This is a genomic window from Nonlabens sp. Asnod3-H03 (assembly GCF_045063665.1).
In the GTDB taxonomy this organism is placed as follows: domain Bacteria; phylum Bacteroidota; class Bacteroidia; order Flavobacteriales; family Flavobacteriaceae; genus Nonlabens; species Nonlabens ulvanivorans.
The window spans coordinates 60,066-72,904 of sequence record NZ_JBEFOD010000007.1 but is presented as its reverse complement, the minus strand read 5'-3'; the positions used below and the strand labels follow the sequence as shown (position 1 = coordinate 72,904).

The 12,839-nt window shown below is 34.5% G+C and carries 14 protein-coding genes; 12 read left to right on the top strand and 2 right to left on the bottom strand.

Features of this window, described 5'->3' with window-relative positions; translation table 11 throughout:
- Positions 1–207 precede the first annotated feature (207 nt).
- Genes ACJJVI_RS01835 through ACJJVI_RS01820 form a run of 4 tightly spaced genes read left to right on the top strand, consistent with a single transcriptional unit; the run spans position 208 to position 3,897 of the window.
- Entirely contained in the window at positions 208–489 is a 282-nt protein-coding gene (locus ACJJVI_RS01835; protein WP_036584620.1) for a hypothetical protein, read from the top strand.
- Positions 490–498: 9 nt separating this feature from the next.
- The gene (gene mutL / locus ACJJVI_RS01830; RefSeq protein ID WP_036584623.1) at positions 499–2,331 is read left to right on the top strand and encodes a DNA mismatch repair endonuclease MutL; all 1,833 of its coding nucleotides are present in this window, start codon (positions 499–501) and stop codon (positions 2,329–2,331) included.
- 1 nt (position 2,332) lies between these two features.
- Positions 2,333–3,034, top strand: a complete 702-nt coding sequence (locus ACJJVI_RS01825) for a rhomboid family intramembrane serine protease (RefSeq protein ID WP_405349999.1) — start codon at positions 2,333–2,335, stop codon at positions 3,032–3,034.
- Positions 3,034–3,897 (top strand): rhomboid family intramembrane serine protease, encoded by an 864-nt coding sequence (locus tag ACJJVI_RS01820; protein ID WP_405349997.1) that lies wholly within the window; start codon positions 3,034–3,036, stop codon positions 3,895–3,897. The genes ACJJVI_RS01825 and ACJJVI_RS01820 overlap by 1 nt, the downstream gene beginning before the upstream one ends.
- 62 nt (positions 3,898–3,959) lie before the next feature.
- On the opposite strand, the gene ACJJVI_RS01815 is transcribed toward ACJJVI_RS01820, so the two are convergent.
- Together ACJJVI_RS01815 and ACJJVI_RS01810 are read right to left on the bottom strand one after the other, a co-directional pair.
- Entirely contained in the window at positions 3,960–4,568 is a 609-nt protein-coding gene (locus ACJJVI_RS01815) for a trimeric intracellular cation channel family protein (RefSeq protein ID WP_036584631.1), read from the bottom strand.
- The gene (locus ACJJVI_RS01810) at positions 4,569–5,291 is read right to left on the bottom strand and encodes an RDD family protein (RefSeq protein ID WP_405349994.1); all 723 of its coding nucleotides are present in this window, start codon (positions 5,289–5,291) and stop codon (positions 4,569–4,571) included.
- 37 nt (positions 5,292–5,328) lie between these two features.
- Between ACJJVI_RS01810 and ACJJVI_RS01805 the strand changes: the two genes are divergently transcribed.
- The 8 genes from ACJJVI_RS01805 (at position 5,329) to ACJJVI_RS01770 (ending at position 12,725) form a co-directional block, all read left to right on the top strand.
- A complete protein-coding gene (locus ACJJVI_RS01805; RefSeq protein WP_036585375.1) occupies positions 5,329–6,309 on the top strand; it encodes a stage II sporulation protein M in 981 nt (326 codons plus the stop codon).
- Positions 6,278–7,210: a hypothetical protein gene (locus tag ACJJVI_RS01800; protein WP_146128689.1), complete on the top strand. Its 933-nt coding sequence runs from the start codon at positions 6,278–6,280 to the stop codon at positions 7,208–7,210. The genes ACJJVI_RS01805 and ACJJVI_RS01800 overlap by 32 nt, the downstream gene beginning before the upstream one ends.
- Complete coding sequence (locus tag ACJJVI_RS01795; RefSeq protein WP_036584635.1) at positions 7,207–7,965, top strand: DUF4129 domain-containing protein; 759 nt, start codon at positions 7,207–7,209, stop codon at positions 7,963–7,965. The genes ACJJVI_RS01800 and ACJJVI_RS01795 overlap by 4 nt, the downstream gene beginning before the upstream one ends.
- A complete protein-coding gene (locus tag ACJJVI_RS01790) occupies positions 7,962–9,275 on the top strand; it encodes a DUF4350 domain-containing protein (RefSeq protein WP_397300361.1) in 1,314 nt (437 codons plus the stop codon). The genes ACJJVI_RS01795 and ACJJVI_RS01790 overlap by 4 nt, the downstream gene beginning before the upstream one ends.
- Before the next feature lie 6 nt (positions 9,276–9,281).
- Positions 9,282–10,436: a MoxR family ATPase gene (locus ACJJVI_RS01785; protein ID WP_036584639.1), complete on the top strand. Its 1,155-nt coding sequence runs from the start codon at positions 9,282–9,284 to the stop codon at positions 10,434–10,436.
- Positions 10,436–11,782 (top strand): DUF58 domain-containing protein, encoded by a 1,347-nt coding sequence (locus ACJJVI_RS01780; RefSeq protein WP_405349991.1) that lies wholly within the window; start codon positions 10,436–10,438, stop codon positions 11,780–11,782. The genes ACJJVI_RS01785 and ACJJVI_RS01780 overlap by 1 nt, the downstream gene beginning before the upstream one ends.
- A gap of 158 nt (positions 11,783–11,940) precedes the next feature.
- Entirely contained in the window at positions 11,941–12,201 is a 261-nt protein-coding gene (locus tag ACJJVI_RS01775) for a hypothetical protein (protein WP_405349990.1), read from the top strand.
- A gap of 116 nt (positions 12,202–12,317) precedes the next feature.
- A complete protein-coding gene (locus ACJJVI_RS01770; RefSeq protein WP_397300350.1) occupies positions 12,318–12,725 on the top strand; it encodes a DUF2141 domain-containing protein in 408 nt (135 codons plus the stop codon).
- The last annotated feature ends 114 nt before the right edge of the window (positions 12,726–12,839 follow it).

Here is a 12,839-nt window from a genome sequence, read left to right as displayed (position 1 = left end):
ATATAATGCCTAAACTTCACAAAAAGATTACACTGTTATAGAATGGGTTGACTTGTTGATGATTACGCTTTCGCGAAAGCGTAATTATTCAACATAACACGTCTTTAAACGGCTATTTTTTAATTATTAGTCATATTGTTGATAGTCGGTATGGTGTTTGACGTATCTACAATAGCATATTTATTAACTTTGTAATAAACCATAATCATGGGAATTCTAACACGTCGCAAAAATAAAAAGTATAGTTACGAGCCTCGCTTTTATAAGCAAGAGGAAGGAACACGACCGTTTGAAATTAAACATAAATTTGATGAACACCGATCAACTATTGATGCTGGTGGTTTAAAAAATAGGTTTAATACAGCGATGAGTGATTATAAGCAAGGTGTAGATGCAGGTGTTAAAAAACGCTTATATATCATTGTAGCTGTGCTTGTATTAGTCTTTTTATGGTTAATTGATTTTGATTTATCCATATTTAAATTTTAGATTGACTTCATGTCAGACATTATAAGATTATTGCCCGATCACGTGGCCAACCAGATCGCGGCTGGAGAAGTTGTGCAACGACCTGCCAGTGTTGTAAAGGAGTTGTTAGAAAACGCCATCGATGCTGGAGCCACACAAATTTCTTTAATTATTAAAGATGCTGGTAAAACACTTGTGCAGGTCATTGATGATGGAAAAGGGATGAGCATGACTGATGCTCGTATGGCGTTTGAAAGACATGCTACTTCAAAAATCACTAATGCAAATGATCTTTTTGATTTGCACACAAAAGGGTTTCGTGGTGAAGCGCTTGCTTCTGTAGCGGCTATTGCACATGTGTCGTTAAAAACCAAGAGAGAAGATGATGATCTAGGTACTATTCTTGAAATAGAAGGTAGTAAGGTTGTCAATCAAGAACCTGTCGTAACCACAAAGGGAACTATGATTAGTGTTCGCAATTTGTTTTACAATGTACCAGCACGTCGTAAATTTTTAAAATCTGATAATGTAGAATTACGCAACATTACTGATGAGTTTCATCGTGTTGCTATGGCGCATCCTCAAGTAGGACTTAAATTCTCTAGTAACGATACAGAGCTATTTAATTTACCAATTAGTAATTACAGACAGCGTATTGTAAATATTATGGGAGCAAAGACTAATGAAAAGTTAGTTCCTGTAGAAGAAGAAACAGAACTAGTTAAAATATCTGGTTTTGTAGGTAAACCAGAGTTTGCTCGTAAAACTAAAGGTTTACAGTATTTCTTTGTTAATGACCGATTTATTAAGCATAATTATCTACATCACGCCGTGACTAGTGCTTTTGAAGGCTTGCTTAAAGAGAAAAATAATCCAACATATTTTTTATTTTTAGATGTGCCTAAGGATAGTGTGGATATCAATATTCATCCTACAAAAACTGAGGTCAAATTTGACGATGAGCATAGTTTATATGCCATTGTTAGAGCAAGTGTAAAACATGCGCTAGGACAGTTCAGTATTAATGCGATTGATTTTGACAAAGAACCTCAATACGAGGTTCCTTATGAGTATACTAAGAAAAATACCAGTTCTCCTAAAATAGAAGTCAATCCAGATTTTAATCCATTTTCAAATACTGGCAGTTCTAGTTCTAGCACCAGTAAATCAACTCCATCTTATAGTAAACCTGCGCCGCAAGCATGGGAATCGCTATATGCTGGATTAGATGATTCTTCAACCTTACTAGATGAGACAGAAGAGGTGTCTATGACTACATCGATGTTTGAGGATGAGAAAGTAACGCGCAATATTTTTCAATTACAACGCAAATTTATCATCAGCACATTAAAGAGTGGTATGCTGGTCATTCATCAAAATCGTGCTCACGAACGTGTTTTGTATGAGCAATTATTAAAGCATATCACTGTACAAAGAGGTACAAGTCAACAATTATTATTTCCGTTGAGACTTAATTTACCTGTTGATGAAGTGTCTATTTTAACACAATTACAAGAACAGCTAGAGCAGACAGGTTTTATCTTTAAAACATTAGCAAATAATGTCGTTGAAATTGTAGGCTTACCTATCCAGTTGAAAGAAAAACACGTGCCAGAAGTTCTGGAAACTATCATCAGAGATAGCGAATTAGATTTACCTAAAGAAAGTTTTTCTCAATCAGATCGGCTAGCAGCTACCATGGCTAGAGGAATGGCCATCAGAAGTGGAGAATCTATGAGTCAAGAGGCTATGGAGAATCTTGTCGATGAATTATTTGCTTGTAAAGAGTCAGAACTTACCGCTCAAGGAAAAAAGGTGTTCATAAATATCACGGGCGAAAGCCTAAATTTAAAGTTCAACTAGTATGTTTAGTAACATGACGCCTGTAGTAAAAGGTATTATTATTATTAATGTCGTTTTTTATATAGGGACTGTTTTTATTGCTCCAGGATTATATGACACATTTGCTCTTCATTTCTTTGAAGATCCAAGGTTTCAAATATGGCAACCAATATCTCACATGTTCATGCATGATTCTGCAAATTTTCTACATATTTTAATGAATATGTATGTGTTAGCTATTTTTGGTCCGCCACTGGAACGCTGGATGGGAAACAATAAGTTTATTTTCTTTTACTTAAGTTCTGGAATAGGAGCTTATTTATTAACTACAGGAATAGACTACTACGAGTATATAACATGGACTAGTGAGGCGATAGAAGCAGGCGCTACTCAAGCAATTGTAGATCAACAGCTTTTTGGGACCGCTAGTGACCCTAATTTTTGGGGTGTAATGGTAGGCGCAAGTGGATGCACCTTTGGTGTGCTGGCAGGATTTGCTTTTTTATATCCTAATGTGAAATTACAAATTCTATTTATTCCTTTTCCTATTGCGGCAAAATGGTTGATAGGTGCCTACTTTGCATATGAGACTATAGCGACATTAGGTATTACAGGTGTACAAGATAATATAGGTCATGCAGCACACGTCGGTGGTGCTATAGTAGGCTTTATAATTACCTGGTACTGGAAAAGAAATAGCATGGACAAATACCGTTGGGATTAATGACTTTCATAGATGATTTAAAAAGTAAGTATGCACAGCAAACAGCATTAGGTCAATTAATTGTTGTCATTGTAGCCTTGACTTTAGTGTCGTGGTTACTACAATATGTATATGCGCCATCATACTACTGGTTCAGGTTACCACCAGGTTTATGGGAGACTTTATTACAACCGTGGTCCATAATAACCTATGCCTTTTTACATTCTGGTATTTTTCATTTATTTTGGAATATGTTGATACTGTTCAGTTTTGGACAGATGATGCTTAATTTTTTTAATAGTCGTCAACTAATCACTTTATTCTTTGCAGGTGTTTTAAGTGGAGCTGCTTTTTATTTATTAGGTGAAAGCTTGTTTTCTACCTATGTAAATTCAGCTGGATTAGTAGGAGCAAGTGCTGGTGTTTATGCAGTAGCCTTATTTGTATGCTCATATCAGCCAGATACAGAGGTGCGATTGATTTTCTTTAATTTAAAACTCAAGTATATAGGATACTTTTTATTAGTCATGACGATTGCTGGAATTTTTGCTCGTGATAATGTCGGCGGAAACTTAGCACATCTAGGTGGTATCGCTATTGGATTTTATACCGCACATAAAATGCGTGATGGTATAGATATTTTGAAAGGACTCTCATCAGTTGGTGATTGGTTTCAATCAATGTTTAAATCGACTCCTAAAAAGGAAAAGAAGGCGCCTATGAAAACGGTTTACCGCAATAAGAAATCTACTAATAGTACTGCTAAAGAGAAGTCTACACAGCAAAAGAAAATCGATGCTATTCTAGATAAAATATCTGCAAGCGGTTATGAAAGCCTTAGTAAAGCAGAGAAAGATTTTTTATTTAAAGCAGGTAAGGATTAAGCAGCGATGTCTTTAAATGACGCTTTCGCGAAAGCGTAATAATTCTACCAATACTTTCAAAATTAATCAAGGTAAGGACGTGGTAATTGCCATTTAAATTTAACGGCCAGCATACGAATCACAATAACCGAAATACCTGACACGATAAACGTGATGTTTTCTGGAGCCTCAAATTTTCTAAGAATAAAGTAAATACCGCCACCAGCGATACATGCGGTAGCATAAATGTTTTTACGGAAAATCACGGGAATCTCATTTACTAGTATATCCCTGATCACACCACCAAAACAGGCCGTAATACAACCTAGTGTGACACAAATAAACGGATGTAGTCCTGCAGTGATTCCCATTTCTAGACCTACAACGGTATATAAACCGATACCTATCGTATCAAAAAAGAAAAGTGTTTTGCGCAGTTTTAACAACTTCTGACTAAATATGAAAGTTACCAGTACACATATCAATATAGTATAGACTAGATTCATATTAGTCATCCATGATACGGGACTCACACCTAGTAAGATATCTCTCAATGTGCCACCACCAGCAGCGGTAACAAATGCAATGATAATAATACCAAAGGCGTCTAGTTTTTTATTGTATGCGGCAAGAGCACCAGATATGGCAAACGCTACCGTTCCCAATAAATCAATTACTTGTATAAAATCCATCTAGCGTCCTTGTGTGAGGTATGTATAGTCTTTAAGGATCGTACGTATAAAAATACCATCTCTCAATTCTGAATTAGTCTGCAATAGCTCTTCTACTTTATGACGTAATTGGTGTAGAGCCTTAAAGTCACGACTCTCTGCAGCGAGTCTATAAATTTCTTTAATCTCGTTAACATCATTGTCACTTAGATTATTAACCATCATAAAGGTAGGTTCATAACTCTGATCCACTTCTTCTAAGATGGTATGACTAATTTTAGTTGTTTTGCGAGCGTCGATAACAATAGTATCTGAAGCAGAGTCTCCTAATCGCTGATTTTTTTCTGTAAAAATGATAGCAATAATTCCCACGCCGCCGTTAGTAGACCAGATATCTATTAATCTTATAATCCATGTGGTTAAATAGTCAGACCATCTAGCTGGTGATCCGTCTATTTTAACGACTCTCATTTTCATAATAAATTTACCAGGAGTACGACCACCAAATACGATATTAAAGAATAAACTATAAAAAGCTACTGGAAGGAAAAGTAATTCTGAAATACCAAAATAAGTGTTGTTATCTACTATATCCCTAAAACCTAAACCGATGTAATCAATTACAATTAAATACACAGCCATGACTAGCAGGTCAATAATAAATGCGACGATACGATATCCTAGACTAGAAACCTGATAGTTAATATTAACATTTTGAGCTGTATTTACATTTGTGTTGGACATGCTGAAATTAGTTTTTATCTTAGCCAAAAAACGTGCTATGCGTGAAGCAGCTTTTGTGAAGCAAAATAAGGAAAAATGGGTGGCTTTTGAAAAGGCTCTAGACTCAAATTCTAAAATTGATCCAGATTACCTTGCAGAGCTCTATATACAATTGACTAACGATTTATCATTTGCCCAAACTTATTACAAAAAAAGTAAAACTTTACTGTATTTAAATTCTTTAGCAAGTCAAGCGCATCAAAAAATATATGTAAATAAAAAAGAAAGTGGTAATCGTATTGTAGATTTCTGGAAGACAGAGTTCCCTTTATTTTTTGCAGATCATCAACGTACGCTTTTTTATGCCTTTGCTATTTTTATGATAGCAGTAGCTATAGGTGCCATAAGTACTATATATGACGATTCTTTTACTAGACTAATATTAGGTGATCGTTATGTTAATGAAACTTTAGAAAACATAAGAAATGGCAATCCTACAGGCATATATCAAGATGATGGTGCGTTGGGCATGTTTTTATGGATTACTAAAAATAATATTCAGGTAGGAATGTTGTGTTTTGCCGCTGGACTGTTGACATCTATAGGTTCGGGTTATATTTTATTTAATAATGGTATAATGGTAGGGACCTTTTTTGCTATGTTCTCAAATGAAGACGTAGCTGTAGAGGCGTGGAGTGTAATTATGTTGCACGGTACTATAGAACTGTCTGTAATCGTTATTTGTGGTGCTGCCGGAATGATCATGGGTAATTCTATATTGTTTCCTGGCACTTATTCTAGACGGGTATCTTTTGTAAAAGGTGCTAAAAAAGGACTTAAAGTATTAATTAGTACTATACCTCTTTTCATAGTTGCTGGATTTATTGAAGGGTTTGTCACCAGATATGCTTTTATGCCTTCGATCCTTAAATATGCAATTTTGTTATTAAGTTCTGTTATTATTGTAGGATATTACATTATTTATCCTAATTACCTAAAAAGAAAAAATGAGGAAGTATATAGAGCCCAGATTACGTAGGGACTTTGGAGGAATAATATCTGCATATTTTGATTTTTTGAAAGGAAACTTTAAAGAAATCATCAATATGTTCGTAGGATATAATGGCATCTTTGTCATTTTTATATTAATCAGTGTTTATCTAATGATCACTGGTATTGTGGCTATTGCTATCGCACAAAATAGCTATTCTATAGGTGGATCAAATGCAGAAGAGTCTGCAGCGATGATTACGGGAATAGGTGTGATATTATTAATACTGGTGTTATTAATTGCCACATTGTTAAATTATACTTTATCTAGTGCTTACGTCAGTTTATACGAGGAGCGCAAGGTTAATAATATACCACGTAAAGATGCTTGGGAAAAGGCTAAACGTCATCTTGGAGGGATTTTTCTAGTTGCTCTAGTAGCTGTTGGACTTTATATTGTTTATATAATCGTTCAAGTTATACTAGCATTTATACCATTCTTAGGCTCTATACTTAGCATCTTCATAGGTTTAGGGTTTAATGCGTGGATCAGTCTCACTATATTTAGTTATGTTCACAATGAAGATTCTACCGTTTTTGGAGCATTTGGTGAAGCATGGGATTTACTTTTTAGTAATTTTTGGAAAGCGATAGGAGTGAACTTTGTGTTAGGATTAATTATCCAAATAGCCTTAATGGCTCTAAACCTACTACCAGCGATACTTGTAGGTGTGTATATTTTCCATACGGTGGAGTCAGGAACTAGTCTTGATGAAAGCGTCTTTGGTCAAATATTATTGGTGGTAGTAATAAGTTTATTCTGTTTAATGTTGATGTTTATACAATTGTTATCGCAAACCATTAACGCTTTTGTATATTTCAATTTACATGAATTTAAGCACAATACTTTTTTGCGTTCTCGTATTGAAAAAATAGGTGAGAACATATGAGAAAATTAGTGCTTATAGGTATTGTTTTGATATCCGCTTTCGCGAAAGCGCAATCACTACAAGATCTTATTCCTAAAATAGAGGAACGACCTCGAGAAATTACCGACACGTTAAACCGAGATTATGATAATCGTAGTCTGGACATACCGGATATAGGTGATGACCTGAGAGAACAGTACACCGGTAATGATTTTTTCTACTATGAAGTGTCTGATGAAGGTGATAATTTTTTCACTAGATTTCTTAATGGTGTTTTCAATTGGATAGGTGATGTATTTGGAATCGATATTAATCCTTTTTGGGCAGACGTTTTAAAGATTTTAATATTTATAATAATGGCCGCTGTAGGGATCTACTTTCTAGTAAGATTGCTCTCTAAAGAAAGCGCCCAATCGTTATTAACTCGCAATGCTAGAGTTGCAGCAACCGTAAATATGGAAGAAACTCACATCGAGCAAATCGACTTGAGTCAATTAATTAAAGACAGTGTTGCTACTGGTAATTATAGAAATGCGGTCCGCTATTTATATCTAGACGCCTTAAAGTGGTTGAGTACTAATAAGAAGATTGAATGGGATTTTCAAAAAACAAATTCCGACTATTATCGCGAACTTAACGAGCCTGCGCTCAAAGAGCATTTTAAGAAAATATCCTACCTCTATGATTATGTTTGGTATGGAGAGTTTGAACTTAATGAACATACATTTAACGACGCTAGAACAAAGTTTGAATCTCTTAAAAATCAGACATCATGATAGATAAGAGAGCAAAAACGATACTATATGTACTGCTAGGTGTGGTGGTTATGCTTTTCTTTTTTGAAAGCAGTAGACCTAGACCATTAAACTGGCAAAAGAGTTTTACTAGTGGTGACAAAATACCATTCGGTGCGTTTGTATTATATGATCAGTTAGATGAAATTTTTAATAGAGATGATATCACATCTGTTGATGAAGTGCCTGTCGACTTTTTACTAAAGAATGATTCTATAACAAATGCCAACTATATTTTCATAAATGATTATCTCAGTTTTGATAGTGTAGAAAGTGACTATTTAATGGATTTTGTTGCGCGTGGTAATAAAGTGTTTATTGCCAGTAATGGCGCTTATGGCACTCTGGCAGACACATTAGGATTGGAGACCAACTCTTCTTCTTTTTACTCTTATTCTAGAAGGGATACAGTAAGAACTAGACTGGTTAATAAATCTTTAAAAGATAGGAGTTATGTCTATGATAAAGGTGCAGATTATAAGTTTTTTGAAGTTTATGATACCTTAAACACTAAAGTGTTAGGTGAGGTGCTAGCCTTTGAACCTTCTAAAGGATACATTGCAGATTATCTTGAAGAAACTATTGATAATGATGAAGGTGAAAAAGAAGAAAAACTTGATATTAATGTAGATGATAAAGAAGAGAAAAGATTAACCAGAGAGACTCCACAAGTTAATTTTGTCGAGATAAAGGTTGGAGATGGTGCTTTTTATTACAATCTCAACCCTATATCATTTACTAACTATTACATGCTCAAAGATGGTAAACACCAGTATGCTGTAGAGGCTTTAAGCTATATGAACGATGGTCCAGTATTCTTTGATGACTATGGTAAGTCTGGTCGCAAGGTTATTACCTCACCCATGCGTTTTGTGCTATCTCAACCTGCTTTAAAATGGGCTTATTATATAGCATTGTTTGGTGTGATTATCTATATGATTTTTGCTAGTAAACGTAGACAGCGCATTATACCTATTGTAGAACCACTTAAAAATAGTTCGGTAGAATTTACAAAGACGATAGGTAGTTTATATTATCAAACAGGTGATTATAGCGGTATTATTGATAAAAAGATTAATTACTTTTTAGAACGATTGCGTTCTAAATATTTTGTAGACACTCAAAGATTAGACACTACTTTCATAAAGAGACTAGCGGTCAAATCCGGTAGATCACAGAACTTTACAGAAGATGTCATTTTATACATCAATAAGTTGCGTGCTAAATCAGTACACAATGAATATGAATTAAAACAACTTAATAAAAGGATTGAAGCCTTTTTAAAGGAATAAATAACTATGGAAGAAAATAAAGACCAACTCCAGCCACAAGATAACCAGCCACAATCAGATCAAGATACTAATTCCCAACCTGTACACGAGGCCGCACAAGAGCAGTTTGTTCAAACACCAGATCAAGAGTCTGGATCTTCTGCTTTTGTTCCAGATCAACCTGAAGTAGAAGAAGCTACTCAGTCAGATGGATTAGCTTTTAAAAATAGGCTTGACCTAACAGAATTGTCTGCTGCAGTTGTTAAAATTAAAGAGCAATTAGGTAAAGTAATAGTCGGTCAAGAAGAGATGATTGACTTATTGATAGTTTCTATTCTAGCAAATGGACATTCCTTAATAGAAGGAGTTCCTGGTGTAGCAAAAACGGTAACAGCAAAATTACTTGCCAAAACCATGCAAATTGGTTTTTCACGTATTCAATTCACACCAGACTTAATGCCTAGTGATATATTAGGTACAAGCGTTTTTAGTATGAAGAACAATGAATTTGAATTTAAGGCAGGACCTATATTTTCAAACATTATTCTTATTGACGAGATCAATCGAGCACCAGCAAAAACACAGGCGGCACTATTTGAAGCGATGGCAGAGCGTCAGGTAACTATTGATGGACATGAGTACAATTTAGATACACCATTCTTAGTATTTGCAACTCAAAACCCAGTAGAACAAGAAGGAACCTATAGATTGCCAGAAGCGCAACTAGACCGTTTCTTATTTAAGATTAACGTCGATTACCCTAATCTAGACGAAGAAATTAAGATACTAGAAGGTAATCACGCTAGAAAAAATGAAGATCCAGAAACGCTGATTGAAGGAGTACTATCAGCAGCTGCAATTAAAAAATATCAAACTATTATTAAAGACATTATCATTGAAGATAATCTAATTAAATATATAGCAGAGATTGTTCTTAATACACGTAATAATGCAAATCTTTATCTAGGAGCATCACCACGTGCATCAATTGCTATAATGAATGGGTCTAAAGCTTATGCGGCTCTTATGGGACGTGATTTTGTAACACCAGATGATATTAAATACATTGCAAAATCTGTTATGCGACACAGAATTATTTTAACTCCTGAAAGAGAAATGGAAGGCTTCACTGCAGATCGAGCTGTAGCACAAATCTTAGAAACCATAGAGATTCCTAGATAGTGAAAAAGAAACTACATAAATTCTATAAGAGTATTTACTTCTCAAAGCGCTTTTTTCAAGTGCTTATTGGGCTTGTGATATTATTGATAGTCTCTTTCTTATTCCCGGCTATTTTTAGCTATTTAAAGTTTGCGTTTTATCTGTTTATAGCACTTACTATTCTCGATGTTATATTAGTATATCGACTTCAAAAAGGTATTAAAGCAAAACGTAATATTCCTGATAAATTATCTAATGGAGACGATAACCCTATAAATATTGCTATTGCAAATCAATATCCTTATAAAATTGCAATTAAAATTATTGATGAATTACCTGTTCAGTTCCAGAAGCGAGACTTTGTTATAGACACAACTATTGAGTCAGGTAAGTCTAGAGAGTTTAATTATACAGTGAGACCTGTAGAACGCGGTGAGTATCACTTTGGGTCTTTAAATGTCTATGTATCCAGTTTTTTAGGTTTTATAGAACGGCGTTATCTTTTTGATGCAGACGCTATGGCGCCTACATATCCATCTTTTTTACAAATGCGTAAGTATGAGTTGATGGCTTTTACCAATAAACTCAAAGACTACGGAATGAAAAAAATACGTAGGATAGGGCACACTATGGAATTTGAGCAAATTAAAGACTATGTGCCAGGTGATGATGTGCGCAATATCAACTGGAAAGCCAGTGCAAAACGTGGGCAATTAATGCTTAATCAGTATCAAGATGAAAAGTCGCAACCAGTTTACTCTGTTATTGATAAAGGACGTGTCATGAAAATGCCTTTTGAAGGTATGAAATTGATTGATTATGCGATTAATGCAACTTTAGTGATTAGTAATATAGCCTTAAAGAAAGGTGACAAAGCTGGTATGTTTGGCTTTTCAGACCGCATATCTAATCAGGTGGTAGCTCAAAAAAGAGCTTCGCAAATGAATCTTATTCTCGAGACACTTTATAATGTTGATACAGATTTTAAAGAAAGTGATTTTTCTAGATTATATATAGACGTAAAACGCAAGATTACAAATCGTAGTTTACTCCTATTATATACAAACTTTGAAACACTTGATGCTTTACATAGACAATTACCATATTTACAAGCGATTGCTAAAAATCATTTACTAGTGATCATATTCTTTGAGAACACAGAACTTAAAGAGATGCTTATAGAAGAAGTAGATACGACTCGTGAGATATTCGATAAAACCATCGCAGAAAAGTTTATCTATGAAAAGAAACTCATTGTTAATGAGTTGAACAAATATGGTATACAAACCATTCTTACAGAACCGCAACACCTTACAGTAAATACCATTAATAAATATCTTGAGATTAAAGCAAGAGGTCTTTTATAATCTTATAAATGAAGATTGCTAAAAAGTTTTATTTTTTTAATACCAGGTGGCGTGCCTATCCTAGATAGGTTCAATGGTGTCTTTCTATTGCTATTGGGATACTGATTGTATTTCCACAATTTATCGTTCCTGATCTTTGGTTTGGTATTCCAGGTGTGGTGCTATATTTAATAGGATTAGCCTATTTAATATGGTTAGCAACTCGCAAAAATGCTTTACATTGGAAAAGAGATGATCAAGTTAAACTTAAGATAGATGGTAAGACTTTAGAGCTGGACATGAAGTTTATATCGCAGGTTTGGGTAGAAGATCAACATTTACTAATACGTCGTATCAACCGTGTGGACTCATTTCCTATACATCAATTACGTCCTGCAGATTTAGATAAATTAGTAGCTATACTTAAGGAATATGAGTAACAACTTGATTAAAAATACAACTCGGTAGTTATTTATGACAGTTGGGTCGTTTAAAGTTCGCTTCCGCGAAAGCGTGATGCATATTTGTCTCATCAAACAACAAAAACCACACAATTATGAAAACTATCATCACAACAATCGCATTATTTATTTCACTATTAAGTTTTGCTCAAGAAACAACACACACTTTAAAAGTTACCGTTCCTAACGCGACTAGCGATAAAGGTGAAATGGTGTTTGCACTTAATACTAAAGAAACATTTATGGTAGCAGCACCTGTGCAAAGCGCTGCGGTAAAAATTGAAGATGGAGTAGCGACTGTAACTTTTGAAAATGTTGCTCCAGGAGAATATGCTATTATAGTATTACATGACTTAAATGGTAATCAAAGAATGGACTTTAAAGACGGTATGCCTGCCGAAAATTATAACGTAAGTGGAGGACAGATGAGTTTTGGACCACCAGTTTTTGGAGATGCAAAATTTACCTTAAAAGAAGATACAGAAATGACTATCAGACTTTAAACTTAATACCTTTTTTAAAAACCCATTACTTTCTTTAGTAATGGGTTTTTTTAGTTCAATTAGGTACATAAAAGAAGGCTTCATTGATCTAGATTCTAACATCTTAAAAGTTAA

What these genes read in the sequence shown, in the direction of transcription:
- ACJJVI_RS01835 (WP_036584620.1), top strand. Translation starts at nt 208, where the DNA reads ATGGGAATTCTAACACGTCGCAAAAATAAAAAGTATAGTTACGAGCCT.
- mutL (WP_036584623.1), top strand. Translation starts at nt 499, where the DNA reads ATGTCAGACATTATAAGATTATTGCCCGATCACGTGGCCAACCAGATC.
- ACJJVI_RS01825 (WP_405349999.1), top strand. Translation starts at nt 2,333, where the DNA reads ATGTTTAGTAACATGACGCCTGTAGTAAAAGGTATTATTATTATTAAT.
- ACJJVI_RS01820 (WP_405349997.1), top strand. Translation starts at nt 3,034, where the DNA reads ATGACTTTCATAGATGATTTAAAAAGTAAGTATGCACAGCAAACAGCA.
- ACJJVI_RS01815 (WP_036584631.1), bottom strand. Translation starts at nt 4,568, where the DNA reads ATGGATTTTATACAAGTAATTGATTTATTGGGAACGGTAGCGTTTGCC.
- ACJJVI_RS01810 (WP_405349994.1), bottom strand. Translation starts at nt 5,291, where the DNA reads ATGTCCAACACAAATGTAAATACAGCTCAAAATGTTAATATTAACTAT.
- ACJJVI_RS01805 (WP_036585375.1), top strand. Translation starts at nt 5,329, where the DNA reads ATGCGTGAAGCAGCTTTTGTGAAGCAAAATAAGGAAAAATGGGTGGCT.
- ACJJVI_RS01800 (WP_146128689.1), top strand. Translation starts at nt 6,278, where the DNA reads ATGAGGAAGTATATAGAGCCCAGATTACGTAGGGACTTTGGAGGAATA.
- ACJJVI_RS01795 (WP_036584635.1), top strand. Translation starts at nt 7,207, where the DNA reads ATGAGAAAATTAGTGCTTATAGGTATTGTTTTGATATCCGCTTTCGCG.
- ACJJVI_RS01790 (WP_397300361.1), top strand. Translation starts at nt 7,962, where the DNA reads ATGATAGATAAGAGAGCAAAAACGATACTATATGTACTGCTAGGTGTG.
- ACJJVI_RS01785 (WP_036584639.1), top strand. Translation starts at nt 9,282, where the DNA reads ATGGAAGAAAATAAAGACCAACTCCAGCCACAAGATAACCAGCCACAA.
- ACJJVI_RS01770 (WP_397300350.1), top strand. Translation starts at nt 12,318, where the DNA reads ATGAAAACTATCATCACAACAATCGCATTATTTATTTCACTATTAAGT.